The organism is Paracoccus wurundjeri (assembly GCF_030678915.1).
In the GTDB taxonomy this organism is placed as follows: domain Bacteria; phylum Pseudomonadota; class Alphaproteobacteria; order Rhodobacterales; family Rhodobacteraceae; genus Paracoccus; species Paracoccus onubensis_A.
In genome coordinates, this window is record NZ_JAUUTZ010000018.1 from 1 (window position 1) to 21648 (window position 21648).

General features: G+C 59.3%; 19 protein-coding genes and 1 riboswitch. Of the genes, 9 read left to right on the forward strand and 10 right to left on the reverse strand.

Annotated elements, in window-relative coordinates; translation table 11 throughout:
- Nucleotides 1-224: 224 nt before the first annotated feature.
- Nucleotides 225-1619, reverse strand: coding sequence for an NADP-dependent phosphogluconate dehydrogenase (gene gndA / locus Q0601_RS16560; RefSeq protein WP_305290985.1), 1395 nt, complete (start codon nucleotides 1617-1619; stop codon nucleotides 225-227).
- 122 nt (nucleotides 1620-1741) lie between these two features.
- A riboswitch (TPP riboswitch) is annotated at nucleotides 1742-1830 on the forward strand.
- A 41-nt stretch (nucleotides 1831-1871) separates the two neighbouring features.
- Between gndA and thiD the strand changes: the two genes are divergently transcribed.
- A complete protein-coding gene (gene thiD / locus Q0601_RS16565; RefSeq protein ID WP_305290987.1) occupies nucleotides 1872-2672 on the forward strand; it encodes a bifunctional hydroxymethylpyrimidine kinase/phosphomethylpyrimidine kinase in 801 nt (266 codons plus the stop codon).
- 291 nt (nucleotides 2673-2963) lie between these two features.
- Here the strand turns inward: thiD and Q0601_RS16570 are convergent, their stop codons facing one another.
- Nucleotides 2964-3407 carry an iron-sulfur cluster assembly scaffold protein gene (locus Q0601_RS16570; RefSeq protein WP_305290989.1) on the reverse strand — a complete coding sequence of 148 codons (444 nt, stop codon included), beginning with the start codon at nucleotides 3405-3407 and terminating at the stop codon, nucleotides 2964-2966.
- Between the two features lie 62 nt (nucleotides 3408-3469).
- Here Q0601_RS16570 and hisI point away from each other — a divergent pair, with 62 nt between their 5' ends.
- Nucleotides 3470-3826 (forward strand): phosphoribosyl-AMP cyclohydrolase, encoded by a 357-nt coding sequence (hisI, locus tag Q0601_RS16575; RefSeq protein ID WP_305290990.1) that lies wholly within the window; start codon nucleotides 3470-3472, stop codon nucleotides 3824-3826.
- Nucleotides 3827-3835: 9 nt separating this feature from the next.
- Here hisI and gluQRS read toward each other — a convergent pair whose 3' ends face one another.
- The 5 genes from gluQRS to Q0601_RS16600 form a co-directional block, all read right to left on the reverse strand.
- Entirely contained in the window at nucleotides 3836-4693 is an 858-nt protein-coding gene (gluQRS, locus tag Q0601_RS16580) for a tRNA glutamyl-Q(34) synthetase GluQRS (protein WP_305290991.1), read from the reverse strand.
- Nucleotides 4675-6012: a methylenetetrahydrofolate--tRNA-(uracil(54)-C(5))-methyltransferase (FADH(2)-oxidizing) TrmFO gene (trmFO, locus tag Q0601_RS16585; protein WP_305290992.1), complete on the reverse strand. Its 1338-nt coding sequence runs from the start codon at nucleotides 6010-6012 to the stop codon at nucleotides 4675-4677. Before trmFO ends, gluQRS begins: the two co-directional genes overlap by 19 nt.
- A 115-nt stretch (nucleotides 6013-6127) precedes the next feature.
- Entirely contained in the window at nucleotides 6128-6778 is a 651-nt protein-coding gene (locus Q0601_RS16590) for a 50S ribosomal protein L25/general stress protein Ctc (RefSeq protein WP_305290993.1), read from the reverse strand.
- Nucleotides 6779-6974: 196 nt separating this feature from the next.
- Nucleotides 6975-8141: an alpha-hydroxy acid oxidase gene (locus Q0601_RS16595; RefSeq protein ID WP_305290994.1), complete on the reverse strand. Its 1167-nt coding sequence runs from the start codon at nucleotides 8139-8141 to the stop codon at nucleotides 6975-6977.
- A 56-nt stretch (nucleotides 8142-8197) separates the two neighbouring features.
- Nucleotides 8198-8461, reverse strand: coding sequence for a hypothetical protein (locus Q0601_RS16600; RefSeq protein ID WP_305290996.1), 264 nt, complete (start codon nucleotides 8459-8461; stop codon nucleotides 8198-8200).
- A gap of 85 nt (nucleotides 8462-8546) precedes the next feature.
- Here Q0601_RS16600 and Q0601_RS16605 point away from each other — a divergent pair, with 85 nt between their 5' ends.
- The 7 genes from Q0601_RS16605 to ribD all read left to right on the forward strand — a co-directional run bounded on the left by Q0601_RS16605 (nucleotide 8547) and on the right by ribD (nucleotide 16927).
- On the forward strand, nucleotides 8547-9143 hold the full coding sequence (locus Q0601_RS16605; RefSeq protein WP_305290997.1) for a TetR/AcrR family transcriptional regulator: 597 nt from the start codon (nucleotides 8547-8549) through the stop codon (nucleotides 9141-9143).
- A gap of 69 nt (nucleotides 9144-9212) precedes the next feature.
- Nucleotides 9213-11120, forward strand: coding sequence for a DNA primase (gene dnaG, locus Q0601_RS16610; RefSeq protein WP_305290998.1), 1908 nt, complete (start codon nucleotides 9213-9215; stop codon nucleotides 11118-11120).
- A 145-nt stretch (nucleotides 11121-11265) separates the two neighbouring features.
- Entirely contained in the window at nucleotides 11266-13248 is a 1983-nt protein-coding gene (gene rpoD, locus Q0601_RS16615) for an RNA polymerase sigma factor RpoD (RefSeq protein ID WP_305290999.1), read from the forward strand.
- A gap of 128 nt (nucleotides 13249-13376) precedes the next feature.
- Nucleotides 13377-14876: a DNA recombination protein RmuC gene (locus Q0601_RS16620; protein WP_305291000.1), complete on the forward strand. Its 1500-nt coding sequence runs from the start codon at nucleotides 13377-13379 to the stop codon at nucleotides 14874-14876.
- The gene (locus Q0601_RS16625; RefSeq protein ID WP_305291001.1) at nucleotides 14873-15295 is read left to right on the forward strand and encodes a secondary thiamine-phosphate synthase enzyme YjbQ; all 423 of its coding nucleotides are present in this window, start codon (nucleotides 14873-14875) and stop codon (nucleotides 15293-15295) included. The genes Q0601_RS16620 and Q0601_RS16625 overlap by 4 nt, the downstream gene beginning before the upstream one ends.
- Nucleotides 15296-15458: 163 nt before the next feature.
- Nucleotides 15459-15923, forward strand: coding sequence for a transcriptional regulator NrdR (nrdR, locus tag Q0601_RS16630; RefSeq protein WP_119750497.1), 465 nt, complete (start codon nucleotides 15459-15461; stop codon nucleotides 15921-15923).
- A gap of 26 nt (nucleotides 15924-15949) precedes the next feature.
- A complete protein-coding gene (gene ribD, locus Q0601_RS16635; RefSeq protein ID WP_305291078.1) occupies nucleotides 15950-16927 on the forward strand; it encodes a bifunctional diaminohydroxyphosphoribosylaminopyrimidine deaminase/5-amino-6-(5-phosphoribosylamino)uracil reductase RibD in 978 nt (325 codons plus the stop codon).
- Nucleotides 16928-16935: 8 nt separating this feature from the next.
- Here the strand turns inward: ribD and Q0601_RS16640 are convergent, their stop codons facing one another.
- The 3 genes from Q0601_RS16640 to Q0601_RS16650 form a co-directional block, all read right to left on the reverse strand.
- Nucleotides 16936-18951, reverse strand: a complete 2016-nt coding sequence (locus Q0601_RS16640; RefSeq protein WP_305291002.1) for a capsular polysaccharide biosynthesis protein — start codon at nucleotides 18949-18951, stop codon at nucleotides 16936-16938.
- A complete protein-coding gene (locus Q0601_RS16645) occupies nucleotides 18952-20061 on the reverse strand; it encodes a polysaccharide biosynthesis/export family protein (RefSeq protein WP_232845037.1) in 1110 nt (369 codons plus the stop codon).
- A gap of 125 nt (nucleotides 20062-20186) precedes the next feature.
- A complete protein-coding gene (locus Q0601_RS16650; RefSeq protein ID WP_305291003.1) occupies nucleotides 20187-21539 on the reverse strand; it encodes a capsule biosynthesis protein in 1353 nt (450 codons plus the stop codon).
- Nucleotides 21540-21648: the final 109 nt, after the last annotated feature.

The following is a 21648-nucleotide window of genomic DNA, read 5'->3' on the forward strand; positions in this document are numbered from 1 at the left end:
GGTTTTGGGTGTCCAATTTGTGGTGGGTTTTTGGTGTGCCCTCAAACTTTTCCCTGGCCCCCCCCGCCGGGCGGGGGGCGCGCCCCCGGCACCCCCGAGGTACTTTTGCAAAGAAGAAAGAGGAAAAAACGGTCGGGTCCGGCAGGTAACAGAGTGATTGCGGATTGCATGGAGCGGATGCCAAACGCCGTCATCGCACTCCATCCGTGACCGGATTTTGCTTCCTAGCTTCCCCAGGGACCATGCGGCTCATTGCGGCCGTCAAGGCGTTCGAAACCATGTGCGCCGAAGAAATCGCGCTGCGCCTGAATCATATTTGCGGTGCCGCGACCGGTGCGCATCATGTCGAACCAGATCAAACCCTGTGCCAGGGCGGGAAGGGGATGGCCCTGTCGGGTCGCCTCGGCCACGACCTGCCGCAATGCGGGCAGGCTGTCTTCCAATCGCGTCGCAAAGGCCGGAGCCATGATCAGGTTGCGGTCCGGATGTTCGGTCAGGGCCTCGGCCATGTCATTGAGCATGGACGAGCGGATGATGCAGCCTGCGCGCCAGACCCGGGCGATTTCCGGCAATGGAAGAGACCAGCCGAATTTTTCGGATGCGGCCGAGATCATTGCGAATCCCTGCGCATAGCACAGGATCTTGCCGGCGATCAGGGCGCGCTCCAGTATCGGTTCCTCGATGATGCAGGGTTGCGGGGCCGGGCCGAAGCGGTCCTGAATTTCTTTTCGCTCATCCAGCCGGGCAGAGATGTTTCGCGCCATGACGGCGGCCTCTATCACCGGGATGGGCGCCGCAAGATGCTGCGCTTCGATCGCGGTCCAGCGTCCTGTGCCTTTCTGGCCGGCACGATCCAGAATCACGTCCAGCATCGGCTGGCCGCTATGCGGGTCAGAGGCGCGGGCGACCTTGCCCGAAATCTCGATCAGGTAGGATTGCAGCGGACCTTCGTTCCAGCCTTCGAAAATTTCGGCAATGCGCAAAGCGGGCAGGGACATGCCATCGCGCATCAGCCCGTAAATCTCGGCAATCATCTGCATATCGGCATATTCAATACCGTTATGCACTGCCTTGACGAAATGCCCTGCACCCTGTTCGCCCATCCATGTGGCGCAGGGCGTGCCATCCTCGGCCTTGGCGGCAATAGCTGTCAGGATCGGTGCGATCCTGTCCCAATCCGCCCGATTGCCGCCGCCCATGATCGAAGGGCCGTGACGCGCGCCATCCTCGCCTCCCGAAACGCCCATGCCCAGGAAGCGGACCGGCAATCCCGCATTCGCCCGGCGATTCGTGTCGTGAAAATTCGCGTTCCCGGCATCGATCACCAGATCCTCGGGTTCCAGCAGCGGCGCAAGCGCCTTGATCTGCTGATCAACGGGATCACCCGCAGGAACCATCAGGATGATCGCGCGGGGCGGTTTGATTGCGGCAACCAGATCCTCAAGGCTCTCGGTCGGGATCACCCGCGAAGCGAGTTCGGCTGCGTCGCGGTGAAAATCGCGCGTGACCTGCGCGGTGCGGTTGAAGACCGCGACCGGAAAGCCCTTCTCCGCAATATTCAGCGCAAGCGCCGATCCCATGGTGCCAAGTCCGATCAATCCGATCTCTGCGTCTGCCATTGCCTCGCCTTTCCCTACAACTTTTGGATACTGGTTAGAGCCTGTGCCCGGCAGAGTCACGCCCTGGCATGAATGCCGGGAACCGGGCGGACTTGTAGAGACCGTCGCATTCTGTTTTCCTGAGCCGGTGACGGGGGCGCCCTTGGGCTGAGATGGACCCTTAGAACCTGAACCAGATCATGCTGGCGTAGGAAGTCGCGTTGCTGTCATGGAAATTCGCCATGCCGCGCGCGCTGCGCCGCGGGAGGCGAAATGATACCGAATATCCTGTCGATTGCGGGTTCCGATCCCTCGGGCGGTGCGGGGATACAGGCCGATCTGAAGGCGATTTCGGCGAATGGCGGCTATGCTATGGCGGCGCTTACCGGGCTGACGGCACAGAATACATGTGGCGTCAGCGGTATTCACATGGTGCCGCCCGCCTTTATCGCCGCGCAGATTCAGGCGGTTTTCGACGATATTCGCGTGGATGCGGTGAAGATCGGAATGCTTGGCGACGAGGCGGTGATCGCGGCGGTTGCACAGGCTCTGGATGGTTGCGCCTGTCCCATTGTGCTGGACCCGGTGATGGTGGCGAAAAGCGGTGATCGCCTGCTTGCCGCGCAGGCGGTGGCGGCGCTGCGCGACCATTTGATCCCACGCGCCACGGTGATCACGCCCAATCTGCCGGAAGCCGCGGATCTTCTGGGCTGCCCCGAGGCGCAGGATCGCGCACAGATGGAGGAACAGGCGGCGGCGTTGCTTGAGCTTGGTTCCGGGTTGGTGCTGCTGAAAGGGGGGCATCTTGGCGGATATGATTCGCCCGACTTGCTGATGAGCGCGAATCGGAGAATCTGGCTGGAAGGCCCCCGTCATGCGACCCGGAACAGTCATGGTACCGGCTGCAGCCTGTCTTCGGCGTTAGCGACTGCGCTGGTCCTGTCTGAAGATTCGGAACAGGCTGTTAAGTCTGCAAAATCATATGTTTCCAATGCGATAGCCGGTGCCGATCAGCTATGTGTAGGGCAGGGGCACGGCCCCCTCGATCATTTCTGGAAGTTCCGGCAGCCCTGAATGTTCTCGAAAAGTTCTTTACATCGGCGTCGCAATATGAGAACAAAACAGCAACACGAAGGAGTTGTTGCCATGAATCGCGAATTCGCTTCCGATCTGCTGGGTGTCGCCGCGCTATCCGTGACTACAGTTGTCATTCTTTGGTTGCCCGCCATCCTGCAGGCTTGATTTCTCTGCCCCGCGTGTAAGACCGGCGCCTTCGCCTGTGCGCCGTCACTGTCTCCCTGTCACGCATAACTTGACCGGCCCCTTGTGGGCCGGTTTTTTCTTGACGCTTCGGGGCTGGGCAGGTCAGGCTTTTGCCTGTGCCTCGTCGATTGCAGCCAGCACCGCCTCCCATGCCAGCAGGATCGAGGCGTGACGATTGGGGTATTCCCGCGCAGGCAGCAAAGCTTCAAGTTCCTCGAAAGGTTCCGTGGGCGGTGCGCCATCCTGCTTCAGCATCGCCCGCAACTGATCGCGTGCGGTTGCAAGACGATCGCGGGTCTGCCCGATCACGGCCTTGCCCAGCACGGATGCCGAGGCTTGTCCCAGGGCGCAGGCCCGGACTTCCTGTGCAAATTCCGCGACGCGGCCGTCCTTCATCGTTACATCGACGGTCACCGATGATCCGCAATGCGGCGACCGGCGCATGGCGCTGCCATGAGGCGCCGTCAGGCGGCCCTGATGCGGAATTTTCGTCGTCAACGCCAGAATCCGGCGCGAATATAGCTGCATCACATCGCTGTCGCCCATCGGTCCTTTTCCGCGCGGTCCATCCGTCCTAGATAGGTGTCCCGATAACGAAAGGAAACCCGATGTTCGATCCGGCCAGCCTTAAATATGACGTGAATGGTCTGATCCCAGCAATTGCGCAGGATGCCGAAAGCCACGAGGTGCTGATGATGGCCTGGATGAATGCCGAGGCCGTCGCGCAGACTTTGCAGACTGGGCGCGTCACCTATTGGTCACGTTCGCGGAAATCCTTCTGGATCAAGGGGGAAAGCTCGGGTCACGTGCAAGAGCTGGTCGAACTTCGGGTTGATTGCGATCGCGACTGTCTGCTGGTACTGGTTCGCCAGACCGGCCCAGCTTGCCATACCAACCGCCGCAGCTGCTTCTACACCGCTGTCCGCGAAGGCGCAGAAACCGAGATCATGAAACCGATGATATGAGCCGGCGCATCACGGCGTCAGCCCGATCATGAGACGGATATCGTCAGGCGTTAAGCCTTCTTCCCGGTAATGGCGGATCGCCCGTGCATCGTCCCGCTTGGCAAGCCGTCTGCCGTCGCTGTCGCGGATCAGCCGGTGATGGTGATAAAGCGGTGTCGGATAATCGAGTAATTTCTGAAGAAGAACATGTATCCATGTGGAATCAAACAAGTCTTTTCCGCGGGTAATGAGATTAATCCGCTGCAAAGCATCATCGACCACGACCGCAAGATGATAGGATGTATCCATGCTTCGACGCGATAGAATGACATCGCCGATGCCATTCAGAAACTCTTCCCGGTTCAGGTTGTGATCATGGCCGGGCATGATCGTCTCGTCGCGGAATGTCAGCCGGTCAAGGCCAAGCGCATCAAAGGCACGCGCTACATCAAGGCGAATGACATCTTCCGGTCCGATCCCGGCCATGGACCTGCTGCGACAGGTTCCCGGATAGATCAAACCATCGGGACCGGCAGGCAATGCGCGCTCTTGCGGGGCCGATAGCGCTGCCCGGATATCGCCGCGACGGCAGCGGCATGGATAGCATAAGGAATCCAGCTGTTTCAGGGCCTTGCCATAAGCCGCCATCCGATCGGATTGCTTCAGGACCGGGCGCTGCCAGTTCAGTCCCAGCCAGGCGAGATCCTCATAGATCGCGGTCTCGAATTCCGGCTTGCACCGGTCCCGGTCGATATCTTCGATCCGAATAAGAAATTCGCCCGGACTGGCCGAACGCGCGGCGATGCAGGCCGCATAGGCATGTCCCAGATGCAGCAACCCGGTCGGAGAAGGGGCGAAGCGCGTGCGCCTTACTGCGCCGCCAGCCATGATCTGAAATCCTCTTTGGCGCGTGCGGTATAGGCCGGATAGCGTTCCTTGCGTCCTCTGCGCCCGCCCCGCATGTCCTCGAGTGGAGGGAACAGCCCGAAATTCACGTTCATGGGCTGAAAGGTTTTCGCATCCGCTCCGCCGGTGATGTGATTCACCAATGCGCCCATTGCTGTTGTAAAAGCGGGTGGCGGCAGATCATTTCCTTTTGCATGCGCCGCTGCCATGCGCCCGGCCAGAAGCCCCATGGCGGCGCTTTCGACATATCCCTCGACCCCGGTGACCTGCCCGGCGAAACGCAGATTTGGGCGTGAACGCAGGCGCATACGATCGTCAAGCAGGGTGGGCGAATTCAGGAAACTATTGCGGTGAATGCCGCCAAGACGGGCGAAACCGGCATTTTCCAGCCCGGGAATCATCCGGAAGACCTGTGTTTGGGCGCCATGTTTCATCTTGGTCTGGAAACCAACGATATTATAGAGTGTTCCCAATGCGTTGTCGCGGCGAAGCTGGACGACGGCATAAGCTTTTTCGTCCGGTTTATGGGCATTGGTCAGGCCAATCGGCTTCATCGGACCGTGACGCAAGGTTTCGCGACCACGCTCGGCCATGACTTCGATGGGCAGGCAGCCGTCGAAATAACCGGCCGTTTCGCCATCGTGGAATTCGGCCTTTTCGGCGGCCAGAAGAGCATCGATGAAAGCTTCATACTGGTCACGCGTCATCGGGCAATTGATATAGGCGCGGCGCTCTTCCTCGGTTTCGCCCTTGTCGTAGCGGCTTTGCTCCCAGGCGATGCTCATGTCGATCGTGTCGGCATGGACAATTGGGGCAATCGCATCGAAAAAAGCTAGGGATTCGGTACCTGTGGCTGCGCGGATTGAAGCGGCCAGCCGATCCGATGTCAACGGCCCGGTGGCGACGATCCAGTTGCCAGAATCGGGAAGCTCGGTAATCTCGGCCGGGCGCATTTCGATCAGCGGTTCGGATCGCAGAGCGGCGGTAACCGATCGGGAGAACGCCTCGCGATCCACGGCAAGGGCTCCGCCTGCAGGCAATTTGTGACGATCGGCCATGGCCATGATCAAACCGCCCGCCGCCCGCATTTCCCAATGCAATTGCCCCACGGCATTCATGACATCGTCATCGGACCGGAAGGAATTCGAGCAGACCATCTCGGCGCAGTCGCCGGTTTTATGCGCGAAGGTTGCGACCTTGGGGCGCATTTCATGCAGGATGACCGGCACGCCCGCACGGGCGATCTGCCATGCGGCCTCGGAACCGGCAAGACCTGCGCCGATGATATTGACGGGCTCCATTCGGTCCTCGTTGGGCTATGTTCGACAGAGGGGCTGGGTAGCAGCACCAGCAGGAAAAGGAAAGGGCGGCGCCTGACGGCACCGCCCTGAACCATTCCCATGAAGGAGGAGGCGATTATTCCTCGGCAGCCTCTTCGGCGGATTCTTCCTTGGGTGCGTCAGCTTCGCCCGATTCCTCGTCATCCGAAGATTTCAGGGCCGACGGTGCAGCGATATTGGCGATCACGAAATTACGATCGATGGTTGGCTTGGCTCCGGCGGGCAGTTTGACGTCCTCGATATGCACGCCGTCGCCGATTTGCAGGCCGGACAGGTCAACGGTGATCTGCTCGGGAATGTCGCCCGCAGTTACGATCAGTTCAACTTCCGAACGTACCGTCACGATCGTACCGCCCTTGCGCAGGCCGGGACAATCATCATGGCCGACGAATTCGACCGGAATGAACAGGTTCACCTTCGACGTACGGCGCAGGCGCATGAAGTCGACATGGATCGGCAGATCCTTGACCACATCCTTCTGAACGTCGCGGCAGATGACGCGGACGTCCTCTTGTCCTTCGACCTTCAGGTTCCACAGCCGGGACAGGAAACGTCCTGCGCGCAGCTTGGTCAGCAGTTCGTTGAAATTGAAGGCGACAGGAAGCGGGTCCTTGTTGTCACCATATACGATACCGGGCACCTTGCCTTCGCGGCGAATCTGGCGGGCGGCCCCCTTGCCTGTCCCCACGCGTGCCTCGGCCACCAGATCCGGGATCTCTTTGGCCATTGTTTTCATCCTTAACAAGTGTTGACGCCGTCATCCTCCAAGGGTGCATGACGGCAAGGTGGGGCCTATAGCGCAGGATGGGCAGGTTGTGAAGGGGAAATGTGTGAAGCCGGGACGGTCATTGGATCATGATGAAGCGCAGGCCGATCCTTGCATCATCTTGGGCCAGTTCGGGCTGGGGCAGGTGCCCCGCTCTTCACAGCCCGTATTCACTCAGGAAGCCTTCGGGTAGCAAGACGTTATCACGACCGATATCCCGCACGTTGCGTTCGCCGCAAAGCGCCATGGTCGTGTCAAGCTCGCTGCGGATGACCTCAAGCGCCTTGGTCACTCCGGCCTCGCCCATGGCGCCCAGCCCGTGGATGAAGGCCCGACCGATCCACGTGCCATCTGCGCCAAGCGCAAGCGCCTTCAGCACATCCTGACCGCTGCGGATCCCGCTATCCATATGAATCTCGACCTGGTCGCCCACGGCCTGGACGATATGCGGCAACATCCTGATCGACGACAAAGCGCCATCCAGTTGCCGTCCACCATGATTGGACACCACGATCGCATCGGCGCCGAAATCGGCGGCGATCCGGGCATCCTCGGGATCCAGAATACCCTTCAGAATCAGCTTGCCGCCCCACATATCGCGGATTTTCGCGACCTTTTCCCAATCCAGCCGATCATCGAATTGCTCGGCGGTCCAGCTTTGCAGGGAACTTATATCACCCACGCCCTTCGCATGGCCGACGATATTGCCGAATGTGCGGCGTTTGGTCTGCGCCATCGCCATGCACCAGCGCCATTTCGTGGCAAGGTTCAGCATGGTGGGCAGGGTCAGTTTCGGAGGGGCGGACAAGCCGTTTTTCAGATCCTTGTGCCGCTGCCCAAGGATTTGCAGATCCAGCGTCAGCACCATTGCGGAACAGCCCGCAGCTTTGGCGCGTTCGATGACATTCTCCAGGAATTCCTGATCCTTCATCACGTAAAGCTGGAACATGAAGGGCGTCGTCACATGCGCGGCGACATCCTCGATCGAACAGATGGACATGGTTGACAAGGTAAAGGGGACGCCGAATTTCTCGGCGGCCTTCGCGGCCAGAATCTCGCCATCGGCATGTTGCATGCCGGTTAACCCGACTGGCGCAAGCCCGACCGGCATCGAAACCGGTAAGCCGATCATCTCCGACGCGGTGCTGCGGTTCGACATGTCCACAGCCACTTTCTGACGCAGGCGGATACGCGCGAAATCGCTGGTGTTCTCGCGGAAGGTCTGTTCGGTATAGCTTCCGGATTCAACGTAATCGTAAAACATGCGCGGTGTGCGGGACCGGTGCAGGGTCTTGAGATCCTCGATAGATGTGATGACGGTCATGGGATACTCCGGATAGCTGGTAAATTTTCTTTACCAACCTTTGTTCCTTCACGCAATCAGCCTTCGGTTCCCTCGATCCTGCGTCTCAGATCCGGTTCGATCACCGGTCCGCGGAGGGCATCGGCCCGGGCGCCGAGATCATCGGCCCGCGACCGTGCCGTGTCGCTTGCAACTGCAGGATCAATGTTGGCGGCGGGCAGTTCCGGTTCGGCCAGCAACTGATCCATCGGCAGAAGCGAGGGGTAATCCCCGGGTTGCCCGTTGCAAGCCGACAACAGGGGCAGGGTGGCGCAAAGTGCATATCTGGCAAAGCGTGTCATGCCCGCAGCTTATGTCCGCGGGCCGACCTCCACAACGGCTGGATCAAAGCTTTTACAATCACGATCTTCGCCGTATGACAGGAGCATGGCCCGCACCCAAGGTTCCCGCGCAGACATCACCGGCCCACTGATCCGCGAACAGGCCCGCCGCCTTTTTGCGCGGCAGGGATATGCGGCGGTGTCGATGCGGCAGATCGCGGCGGAAGTGGGCGTGCAGGCCGGCGCGCTTTATGCCTATACTAGGGACAAACAGACGCTTCTGTTCGAACTGCTGGAAGAGCATATGCTGGAATTGCTGGCGGCATGGCGGGACGATCCGGGCGGGATGCCACTTGACCGGCTTGAGAAATTCGTGCGCTTTCATATCGATTTCAGCCTCGACCGCTCGGACGCGGTGTTTCTGTCCTATATGGAACTGCGGAATCTCGATCCCGAGAATCACGCGAGGATTGCGGACTTGCGCGGTCGTTACGAAGATGCCCTGGAGGCCATTCTGCGCGACGGGGTGGGGGCAGGGGTCATGAAGATCGACGATTCGCGGCTTGCGACGATGGCACTGATCGCGATGCTGACCGGCGTTACCAATTGGTATCGCGAGGGCGGGCGGCTTGATCGGGAGCGGATCGGAGACATCTATTGGCGCCTGGCGCAGGGCGCTGTCAGGGCCGAAAATGAGGGCTGACAGGCATCGCAGGAAAATTTCGCACAGCGCCGCTTGCCGATATATGCCCTCGGCACGATAATCAGCGGTATGAGTCTGCCGCCCGGTTTCCTTGATGAACTTCGGACCCGTGTCCCGATCAGTCGTGTGATCGGGCCGAAGGTGATCTGGGATCAACGCAAGTCTAATCAGGCACGCGGAGACTGGTGGGCGCCATGTCCTTTTCATCAGGAAAAATCCGCCAGCTTCCACTGCGACGATCAGAAGGGCTTCTATTACTGCTTTGGCTGCCAGGCCAAGGGCGATGCCCTGACCTTCCTGCGCGAGGCGGATGGTCTGGAATTCATCGAAGCGGTCAAGGTTCTGGCCGCCGAGGCCGGAATGGCGATGCCGGAACAGGATCCGGGCGAACGGCAGCGCAGCGACCGTCGCAGCAAATTGCTGGAGGTGACAGAGGCTGCCTGCCGTTGGTTCCGCCTGCAGCTTCAGACCGCAGCCGCCGCCGAGGCGCGTGATTATCTGGTGCGTCGGGGACTGGATCAGGCCGCTCAGGACCGGTTCGAGATCGGCTTTGCCCCCGACAGCCGCACCGCTCTGATCGCGGCATTGCGCGAAAAGGGCTTTGAAGAGAACGCCATCGTCGAGGCGGGAATCGGTGCAAAGCCCGATGATGGCGGCGCAAGTTATTCTCGTTTTCGTGGCAGGATCATCTTCCCGATCCGGGATGGGCGCGACCGCTGCATCGGCTTTGGCGGCAGGGCGATGGACCCGAATGCGAGGGCGAAATACCTCAACAGCCCCGAGAACCCGCTTTTTGACAAGGGCCGCAATCTTTACAATGTCGGTCCGGCCCGGGTGGCGGTCTCAAAGGGGCAGCCGCTGATCGTCGCCGAGGGCTATATGGATGTGATTGCGCTGGCGCAGGCCGGATTTGCAGGGGCCGTCGCGCCGCTTGGCACCGCAATCACCGAAGATCAGTTGCGGCTGATGTGGCGCGTCAGCCCGGAACCGGTTATCGCACTTGACGGTGATGCAGCCGGACAGCGCGCCGCGAACCGGCTGATCGATCTGGCCCTGCCGCTGACCGGTCCGGGGCAGGCATTACGTTTCGTCATGCTTCCGGCGGGGCAGGATCCGGATGATCTGATTAAATCCTCGGGATCCGGTGCCATGAAAACATTGCTGGATCAGGCCCGGCCTTTGGTTGACCTGCTATGGAATCGCGAAACCGATGGCCATCGTTTCGACAGTCCCGAACGCAAGGCCGCACTTGATCGCCGCCTGCAAGAGGCGATTGCCCGCATCCCCGATGAACTGACCCGTCAGCATTACAACGACGAAATCCGTCGCAAGCGCCGGGAACTCTTTGGCAGCGATTGGCAGCGCGGGAAATCCGGCAAACGGTTCAGGGATGGTCGCGCGTCGTCAGGGCGCCCGGGTGGCGCAATCCGTGCGGTTGCCCCGGTGATTCCCGATGATGATCCGCGCGCCGCGGATTCGCTTCTGGAAGGGGCCTGCCTGCTGATCTGCGCCCTGCGGGCAGAGCTTCAACCGGTGATCGAACAGCGGCTGGAGCGGCTTTTGCCCCGGGATTCCGAACGTGCGGCGCTGCTTCATGATTTGCTGACGGGTGATGACAGCGATGCGGGGCGCCGTGCCCTTGAAACGCTGCGCGCCGATTCCCATCTGGGCCTCACCCCCCATCTGATCGAAAGTCAGGATGCCGAGAATGCCTTGGCGATTCTGAACAACCTTTTCGACCGGCTGGAGGCTCAGCGTGCCGCAGGCGCCGAACTGGCCCGTGCCGAAGCCGAAATCCAGGGCGAGGCAGATGAGGGTCTGACATGGCGCATGCAGCAGATCACCCGCGCCCGGCATCGCGCCGAGCGCCCCGAATTGGAGGATTCAAGCGATCTGGACGAAGATCGCGGCGCTTTATCGGCTCAGCTGGAGCAGTTCGTGAACGAGCAGATCTGGCGCAAACCGCCCCGCCGTTGACCCGGACGCCGAATCAGTCGAATCGGTTTGGCGAATCATTGCCGGCCCCGCCTATGATTCGGGACGCAAGCGCGATAAAAGTAACCGATTCTTATCCCCGATTCGCGGGCCTCCCGCGAAGGACCGCCCTGAAAAGGAACCATGGATGGCCGCCAAGGACGAAGAAACAGACAAGGCAGACAAGGACGATAACGCCCATTCGCTGGATATGAGTCAGGCGGCCGTCAAGAAGATGATCGCCGAAGCGCGCGAGCGTGGCTATATCACTTACGATCAACTGAACACGGTTCTTCCGCCCGAACAGGTCAGCAGCGAACAGATCGAAGACGTGATGTCGATGCTTTCGGAAATGGGCATCAATATCATCGAAGACGAGGAATCGGCGGACGAGGCCGAAGGCGGCGCAATCGTCCCGGTAGGTTCGGGATCGCGGGAAGTGGCCGTCGCCCAGACCGAGACCGAGAAACTTGACCGCACCGATGACCCCGTGCGCATGTATCTGCGCGAGATGGGATCGGTCGAACTGCTGTCGCGCGAGGGCGAGATCGCGATTGCAAAGCGCATCGAGGCTGGTCGTAACACGATGATCGCGGGCCTTTGCGAAAGTCCGTTGACCTTCAAGGCTATCACGATGTGGCGCGACGAGCTTCTCGAGGAAGAGATCCTTCTGCGCGACGTGATTGACCTTGAAACCACTTTCGGCCAGTCGATGGACGATGAGGATGGCGAGGACGAAGTGGTTCTTGGCCAGGTCAACGGTGCGGCTTCCCCGCCGGAAAAAAAGCAGCAGGAAGAACTGGACGCTGACGGCAATCCCATCGTCGACGACGACGGGGACGATGATGATGATGGCGCCAACCTGTCGCTTGCCGCGATGGAAGCCAGTCTCAAGCCCAAGGTTCTGGAGACCCTGGAGGTGATCGCCCGTGATTACGAGCAATTGTCCGCCATGCAGGACCAGCGCATGTCCGCCACACTGAACGAGGATGACAGTTTTTCGGCCGCGGCCGAAACCGGATATCAGAAATTACGCAGCGAGATTGTGACTCTGGTCAACTCGCTTCACCTGCATAACAACCGTATCGAGGCGCTGGTCGATCAGCTTTACGGTATCAACCGCCGCATCGTCGCCATTGACAGCAGCATGGTCAAACTGGCCGATGCCGCACGGATCAACCGGCGCGAGTTCATCGACGCCTATCGCGGCTCGGAATTGGATCCAACCTGGGTCGAACGGATGTTTCAGAATGCCGGCCGGGGCTGGCAGGCGCTGTTCGAGCGTTCGCAGGACAAGATCGAGAAGCTGCGTAACGATATGGCCGAGGTCGGGCAATATGTCGGCGTCGATATCCAGGAATTCCGCCGCATCGTCAGCCAGGTTCAACGCGGCGAGAAAGAGGCGCGGATCGCCAAGAAAGAGATGGTCGAGGCCAATCTGCGTCTGGTGATCTCGATCGCCAAGAAATACACCAATCGCGGGCTACAGTTTCTTGATCTTATTCAGGAAGGCAATATCGGCCTGATGAAGGCCGTCGATAAGTTCGAATACCGTCGCGGCTACAAGTTCTCGACCTATGCGACCTGGTGGATTCGGCAGGCAATCACGCGCAGCATTGCCGATCAGGCCCGCACGATCCGTATCCCGGTTCATATGATCGAGACGATCAACAAGCTGGTGCGTACCGGCCGTCAGATGCTGCATGAAATCGGCCGCGAACCGACACCGGAAGAACTGGCCGAAAAGCTGCAGATGCCGCTGGAAAAGGTTCGCAAGGTGATGAAAATCGCCAAGGAACCGATCAGTCTTGAAACGCCTATCGGCGATGAGGAAGACAGCCAGCTTGGCGATTTCATCGAGGACAAGAACGCCGTTCTGCCACTGGATTCCGCGATTCAGGAAAACCTGAAGGAAACCACGACGCGGGTGCTGGCCAGCCTGACTCCCCGCGAAGAGCGTGTTCTGCGGATGCGCTTCGGGATCGGCATGAATACCGACCATACGCTTGAAGAAGTAGGGCAGCAGTTCAGCGTGACACGTGAACGGATCCGCCAGATCGAAGCCAAGGCGCTGCGCAAGCTGAAACATCCATCGCGCAGCCGTAAATTGCGGTCATTCCTCGACCAGTAACGACTCCTGTCGCGATGACATGACGGCCGGGACTATGCTCCCGGTCGTTTCAATTTTATGCAATCTTCGGGTTGCGTGACTGGCACAAAAAGTGAACACTGCCTGCGGTTTCACAAGCAGGAGGAATGATGCCGCAAGTTCTGGATACCCAGATTGGTCTTTGGTTCAGCGATCCGGGACGGCTGAAGTTATTGCTTGCGGTAACGCTTATCACCTTGTTTATGCTTGTGGTTCTTGCGTCTCGCTGGCGACGCGAAGCGGCGGGGTTTCGGCAATCGGCACGACAGGACGGCGAACGCATTGCTGAACTGGAACGACTGCGATCGGAACTGAATGACCGATGCCACGGATTGGAACTGCGCAGCGGTCAGCAGGATGTCCGGTTGGCGGGGCAGGAATCCCGGCTGGCGGAATTATCCGAAGAGCGGGACGGCCTGACCGATGCCTTGCATCAATCCCGGCAAGAGCTGTCCAATATCAGGACGGAACTGGCCGAAGCCCGGCTGATCGCCGACAAGGATCGTGAGTCTGCTGCACGGGAAATCAAGACCCTGCGCGAATTACGCGAGGAAATGACTGGACAATTCAAACTATTGGCAGCGGAAACCCTACGTGTTCAAGGGCGGGACATGCAGAAGGCGCAGACCGAACAACTGAGTTCTGTCCTGACACCATTTCGCGATCAGGTGCATCGATTCCAAACAGAATTACAAAGCAGAAACAAAGTTCTGGATGAAGAAGGTGCAAGGCTGCGCGAACAGATCGCTTCACTGCATAAACGGTCCGAAGAAATCTCGCGCGAGGCGGTGAACCTGACCCGCGCCCTCAAGGGCGAAAAGCAGCGTCAGGGCGCCTGGGGCGAAATGATCCTTGAGCGTATCCTTGAAGAATCCGGGTTAGAGGCCCGTATCCATTACGAAATTCAGTCAAGCTGGCGCGATGATGATGGAAAGCTCTGGCGACCGGATGTCGTGGTCAGGATGCCGCGACAGAAGGTCATGGTGATCGATAGCAAGGTTTCGCTGAACGATTACGAACAGGCCGTGAATAACGAGGATCCGGCCCAGGCGCAGGCTGCTCTTCGCCGCCATGTTGCGGCGATACGCACCCATATCGCGACTTTAGGCGAGAAGGGGTATCACCGGATGGATGATCAGTCAGTGGATTACGTGCTGATGTTCATTCCGATAGAAGGCGCATTCTCTGAAGCATTGCGCAGCGATCCCGGACTGGCGGGCTATGCGATGGAACGCGGTGTGGGGCTGACCACGCCGACCACGCTCATGCTGACCCTGCGGACGGTGGAACATATCTGGGCCGTCGAACGGCGAGAAAGCAATGCAATGGAGATCGCCAGCCGCGCGGGGCAGCTTTACGACAAGGTTGCCGGCTTCGTGGAATCGATGGAAACGGTTGGAAAAGCGCTGGATCAGGCCGGTCGCGCCCATGGCCAAGCCCTGGATCGCCTGACGCGCGGCCCAGGAAATGTCATCCGGCAGGTCGAAATGCTACGTCAACTTGGTGCCCGCACCCAAAAGAGAATCGGTCTCGATCATGATCGCGATGATACTGCGATGCTGGAGTCCCGTGATCCGGACGACGGCACGGATAACGGGGCAGGCGGATGAACAGGGTCTTTTCCATCAGGACGAACGGTCCCGCCTGCCATGAATTCACGAATGAATTGCGATCATGGCTGGATGAGATGGCTGCCGGCGACGGCGTCCTGACTTTGATGACCCGGCACACGTCCTGCTCTTTGCTGATACAGGAAAACGCCGATCCGGATGTTCAGCGTGACCTGCTGGAATGGCTGAACAGGATTGTACCACCTGCCGATGATCCCTCAATGGGCTGGATCACGCATCGCTATGAAGGGCCGGATGACATGCCTGCCCATCTGAAAGCCGCGATCCTTCCGGTCAGTCTGCAAATCCCGGTCCGGAAAGGGCGGATGATGCTGGGGCAGTGGCAGGGGATATATCTGATTGAGCATCGCGATGCCCCGCATTCTCGTGAGATTGCGGTGATATTTCAGCCAAGCTGAGTCCATGGAGCATGTCACCGGCGACAAACGCAATTTAAATCCGGAACGCGGCATTCGTGTCACAGTTACGTGAATCTGTATCTTGTAGCCTGTGGATAATGCTACCCAATTCCTGTGGCCATCCCTATAGTGGATGTGAATCTGGGGTCGAGGGAACCATCATATGCGCTGTCCGTTTTGCGGAAATGTCGATACGCAGGTCAAGGATTCACGCCCGGCAGAGGATCATGTTGCAATCAGGCGCAGGCGGTTCTGCCCGGCCTGTAGCGGGCGATTCACGACCTATGAACGTGTGCAGCTTCGGGATCTGGTCGTCGTCAAGACCAATGGCCGGCGCGAGGATTTCGATCGTGATAAGCTGGCGCGGTCGATCCGAATCGCAATGCAGAAACGCCCGGTCGAGCCGGAACGGGTCGAGCAAATGATCTCAGGCATCGTGCGGCGGCTGGAAAGCAGCGGTGAAACCGATATTCCATCGAAAATGATCGGAGAAATCGTCATGGAAGCCTTGTCGCGGATCGACAATGTTGCCTATGTCCGCTTCGCAAGCGTTTACAAGAATTTCCAGGATGCGGATGATTTCGATAAATTCGTATCGGAACTGCGCCCGGACGCCTTGAGCGAGTGAAACCGCAACCCGACGACGATCTGCATATGGCGCATGCCCTGCGTCTTGCAAAGCGCGGGCTTGGGAATGTCTGGCCCAATCCCGCTGTCGGCTGCATTCTTGTCAACGAGGGCAGGGTGGTCGGACGGGGCTGGACCCAACCCGGCGGGCGGCCCCATGCCGAGATCGTCGCGCTGTCGCAAGCTGGGAAACATGCATGGGGTGCGACAGCCTATGTAACGCTTGAACCCTGCGCCCATCATGGCCGGACGGCGCCTTGCGCCGATGCCTTGATCAAGGCGGGAATTACCCGTGTCGTAACGGCTCTGACCGATCCTGACCCGCGTGTTGCGGGGCGTGGTCATGCGATCCTTCGGGATGCCGGGATAGAGGTTACCGAATCCGTTCGGGCAACCGAGGCCCGAATGATGCAGGCAGGTTTCCTGCTTCGCATCACCGGCGGTCGACCCTTTCTGACGCTGAAACTTGCCACAAGTTTCGATGGGCGCATCGCGACCGCCAGCGGCGAAAGCCAGTGGATTACTGGCGAGGCGGCCCGTCGTCATGTGCATGGGCTGCGAATGAACCACGACGCGATCATGGTTGGCGGGGCCACGGCGCGGGCTGACCGGCCATCACTGAATGTCCGGGGCATGGGTACGGTACAGCAGCCGGTGCGCATCATCGCATCGGCAACGGAAATTCCGGGTTTACCGCGTGAAGGACCGGATTTCGGGCCGTTATGGCATATTTCCGGCACCGCGGACGAGATGATGAAAGATATTGCCGCTCGTGGCATAACCCGTGTTTTCTGCGAGGGCGGAGGGCGGTTGGCAGCAAGCCTGTTGCATGCTGGTCTCGTGGATCAGATCGTCGGTTACACCGCCGGTCTTGCCATCGGTGCAGATGGTTTGCCAGCAATCGGAGCATTGGAGCTGATGCGGCTTGCCGATGGGCCGCGCTTTCAACTGGTGGAATCCCGCCGGATAGGAGGTGATTTGTTTCATCGCTGGAGACGTGACTGAGGTCGGGTTTACCGCCGCCATAGCCATGAATGTCCGGCCAATGCGCCCTGTATTTTGGCCAGAACCCGAAGACCAGGGCCACCTTGGGCCGACTGCGACTCCAGCAGACGGTCGACAGCGACTTCAACCGGGCAGGGCAGACCGGAAACAGGATCATGATAGCGCGGATAGCCGATCAGGCAGGCATGGGCCAAAGTGGCAAGGCTTGGACGCCCCCGCCTGCGCAGCGGAACCGGCCCAAGATCGCGTGTCAGCCCCCATCCCGCATAAAAAGGTACGCCAAGAACCGTGACCGGAACCTCCCTGATCAAAGCCTCGAAGCCCAGTGTTGAGGTCATGGTCCAGACCTCATCGACCTGACCAAGCAAGGCCACGGGGTCGCCGTTATAGGCGATATGGTCAGCAAGCTGCGACAGATCGGACTGGGCAATCGTGCCGGGACGAAGCCCGGCCTCGACATCCGGATGCGGCTTATAGACCAGAAAGGCCCGAGGATTTTCCGCGCGCACCCGCTTTAGTAAGTCGAGATTGGATTTCTCCAGGCCAGAACCCAGCTGGATCGATGCATCATCCTCGACCTGGCCGGGAACAAGGATCACTTTTCGATTCTGTGGCCGCGGGAAAGAGGTCGCTGAACCGCTTAGGTTGTATTTAGACAGGCCGGCGGCACAAATCTTGTCGATCAACGTGCGGGCGCGCTTTTCTTGCGTGACGGTCGCGCCTTGGTTGATCATCCGTTCCAAGCGGCTTTCACGGGTGGGATCGTAATAGATTCCCAGATCATCCGCCACCAGCGACAATGCTGGAACAAGGGCGGCACCCAATCCGCGAGACCGCAAAAAACCATCCTCGACACGGATCGCCTGCGGCACCCGGTCGGCTTTTCCCGCCCAGGCAAGGGTTACTTGCGCATTGGGCTTGTCGGTAAAGCGCACCCCTTTGCCATTGTTGAAAGTGCGCGCGATGCCGCGCCGTTTCCACAGCCTCATGCCATAGGCAAGATGGCCGTCCCGGTCTTGCCGGAATGCCCGGGTTTCGGCTTCGAGCTGATCGACCGCACCGTTGAAATCCGTCTGCCTGTCACGGCACGGGTCGTACCAGATCGGGGCAAGCAGATGGCTGGCTGCGAACAGCGCCTCGCGCGTCGCGGGGGTTCTGCGGCCGGGCGGTAAAGGATTGCGGTCGTCGCTAAGCCCCCAGCCCGCATAGAAAGGCTGCCCGAATAATTTGGGACGATGCCCTGACAACAACGCCTCATAGCCGAGTTGCGAGCTGACCGCGTAAACCGCATCGGCATTCTCGACAAGTTTCCAGGGGGAAACCGGCGCATCGCAGAACTCTTCACCGGGACGCAGATCTTCCGCAGCCAGATGCCCGGGACGCAGGCCGGACGAGGTTTCGGGATGCGAGCGCAGCACGATCCGGGCACCGGGATTTTCATCCCGGGCCGTCTGAAGCATCTCAAGAAACTTTTCCCGTCCCGCACCCATCAGCGATGCGTCGCCACGTGTCTGATCGATCACAAGGACGTATCCGGGCGGCGGCGGAGATGCATCCGGGCGAAACGCGTTATATTTCGACAGATCCGCGTGCCGAAGGCGTTCAATCCCTTCCATCGCGGCATCGGCCAATTCGCCGGCCCTGGCCGAGGGAACCAGCTTTTCGATCAGCGACGGCCGGGTCGGGTCAAAATGCAGGCCATGTGGATCGATCAACAGGCCGATCGCGCCGCGCCGTGCCAGATGATGCCGCGTGCGTCCCGGCAGGACCGAGCGCAGGAATGCATCCTCAACCGTGATGAGATGGGCTGTTCGTTTTGCGGCCATCTTGCGGCCGCGCCAGGCGGTCGGGCTCGCGCCCCAGATTCCGACATATTCGCCCGGTGACGGCAAGCCTGTCGATATTTGCCATCCTGCAAGCGCCAGTATTCGTTTAAGCCGTGGCTTGAACCAGAAACCGCCATTATAGACGAAAAGCCGCCGGGAACTTGCCCCAGCGGCCTGTTGTCCAGAAGCTGGCTGCATTCAGTTATTGCCGTCGGTGAGGTTCGACACCGTATTGGCCGAGTTCAGCCCGCCAGTAATCGCGCCGATGGTTTTCTGCCACTGAACATAGGGCGCTTCGGTCACATAGACCGTGTCTTCGTCACGGATCAGGAAATCACGTGCGAGGAACAGCCCGTTCGGCCGTGTCAGATCCAGAACATAGGCGATACGCTGGGTGCCATTCACCTGTTTGCCCAGAACCTTGGACGCGACGGATGGCGGTTCGTCCCGCATGATGAAGACACCGGTCGGATCCGCGAGATTCGAGCTGAGACCGCCGACCATGGCAATCGCTTCGACCGCGCTGATCATCTCGTTGCCCAACGGCACGCGAGTCTGTCCGCCCAAAGCGCCTAGTGCGGTGAAGCTGCGCTGATCCTCTTCCACAAGGATGATATCTCCGGGACGCAGGGCGATATCATTCGTGGGGGACGAATACAGATCGGTTAGCCAGACCTTGCCGGTTTCACTGCCGCGCTTGACCGTGATGACCGAGATTTCAGGCTCGATCGCGACGCCTCCGGCCTTTGCCAGCATAGCGGACAAGGTCCTGGTCGGCCGCTCGATCGGGAAGACGCCCTGACTGACAACTTTCCCCATCACCGAAACGGTTGCGCCATCACCGGCCACCCGGGCGACGGTAACCTGCGGATCCGGTGTCTGGTCGCTGAGTTTCTCGGTTATGATCTGGCGAAGCTCGTCCGGGGTGTTTCCGGAAGCCTGAATCCGGCCTGCATAGGGAACGAAGATATATCCACCGCTATCGACCTGAATTTCCTGAAGCTGTGTCGAACTGGTGCCAAGTGAAGTCAGCAGCCCGTCATCCACATTTTCCCAGATCGAGAGGCCCAGCACATCGCCCGGACGAATTTCATCGGCGCCGATCGCGCTGGAATTGCGGAAACTTTGCGAGAACCCGTAACTCGGGCTGAAATTCGCGGTGCGAGTCACATGTTCGTTGACATAGATAATTGCGGCATTCCCGCCATGCTCGACTGCGCCGGAATATATCTCTTTCTTGCTCGGGCCAGATCGCGGCAGGCCACAGGCCGTAAGCAAGGCGAGCGCTGCGATCATCACGACACGCATCGCGGGGTTGCGTAAAGAGTGTCCTGTCACCTCTTGAGCTCCTGTTATTATTCTAGTCACGCCTTACTGGCGCTGTGTTTGACATAGTATTGTTAAATTTGGTTCCTGCCCACAATAACTTGGGTCTAATTGTCCATATCGGTTATTTGTTGCCGAACCAGAAACCGGCCGGTGGCCAGCGTTTCATATGGATCATCGGGCGCAAGAATCAGATCGCTGACGATGCGCAATGCATGAGCCCGGGAACGATCCGAATAGAATCCGCCCGGAACCTGACTGGTCTGAAGCAGGTAATCCCGCAAAATCCGATAGGCATTCGGATCCGGTGGATCGGGCTGCATGAAGAATTGTTCAAGTGTCTGATCCGAGACCAGACCGGGCTTGTTGTAGATTGCCCGGCCAAGAGAAATGACCGGCAGGTTGCGCCAAAGCGCCTGCTGCGCGGCGGTCGAATTGACCGTAACGATCGAGCAGGCCTGCGACAGCAATGTCGCCAGTTTGCCGCCGCGCAGATAATGCACACGTTCGAAAACGCCACTTTTAATCGCGGCATTGCGGATCGCCGTCCGGTTTCGCGCCCGCCCATCTTCAAGCGGATGGGCCTTGAACACCAGATGATGATGCCGGGGCGCGCTGCGGGCGAATTCTGCCACGACCTTCTCGACAAAATCGGCATTGCTTTCGAAAGGTGAATGGCCAAGGAAATTCGAGTCATGCTCCAGCTGCATCAGGACAAGCGAATAGGGCCAGCCTGCGCGACGGAATCGGCGCCATTGCAGTGATGTCGCGATGTTATGTGCCGGGGTTAGCAAAAACCGCCGAAGATTCAGCCGGAACTCCCGCATTACCGAAATCGTACGGTGGCTGCGATAATGGCGATAGGCGCGGTTGGCGACCAGAACCAGAAAATGATAAAATGCCCCGTAAAATTTGTGATGCCGCATATCGCCCCAATGCGCGGGTGGGCGGCGGATTTCATTCCGGGTGTCGCGAAGGGCGGTCCGCATCTCGGCAAGCGGAATCTGCATTAATTTTGAATTGCCGTTCGAACCGTAGCGTTCGTAGCTGACCCAGTAGGGGCGCAGATAGCCTTCCTCGAAGACATGGATGCGCAGCCCTAATTCCTCGGCCCGTTCGCGGGCAATGGCGTGAACCGGCCGGACATCGCCATACAGCACGATATCGGTGATCTTCTTTTCCGTCAGGATCCGCCCAAGATGTTCGGGCCATTCATTCAGCGGTCCATCATGTCGGATAAAGCCTGGCTTGTCGGACCAGAAATACTCATCCCCTGCATTGAACCCGCAACGCCAGACATTCGCGCCCGAGGCACGCAATAACCGCCCCAGCCTGTCAAAAAAAGGTCCGTGCGGCCCCTGAAGCAACAGGAAACTGCGAGGTGCTGTATCGTCCGGCAACAGGCATTTGTTCTGGTTCGCATCGCCGGACTGGGATTTCGGCAGATTCGCGTGAAACATCCCGCCTCCGAAAGAAAATGACTACAAAGAAAGTATTATACTCTATCCGCCGGCGATATCGCATGGTGACGGCGACATTGCCAGCAAAAACTGGCAAGCTGTCAAGATA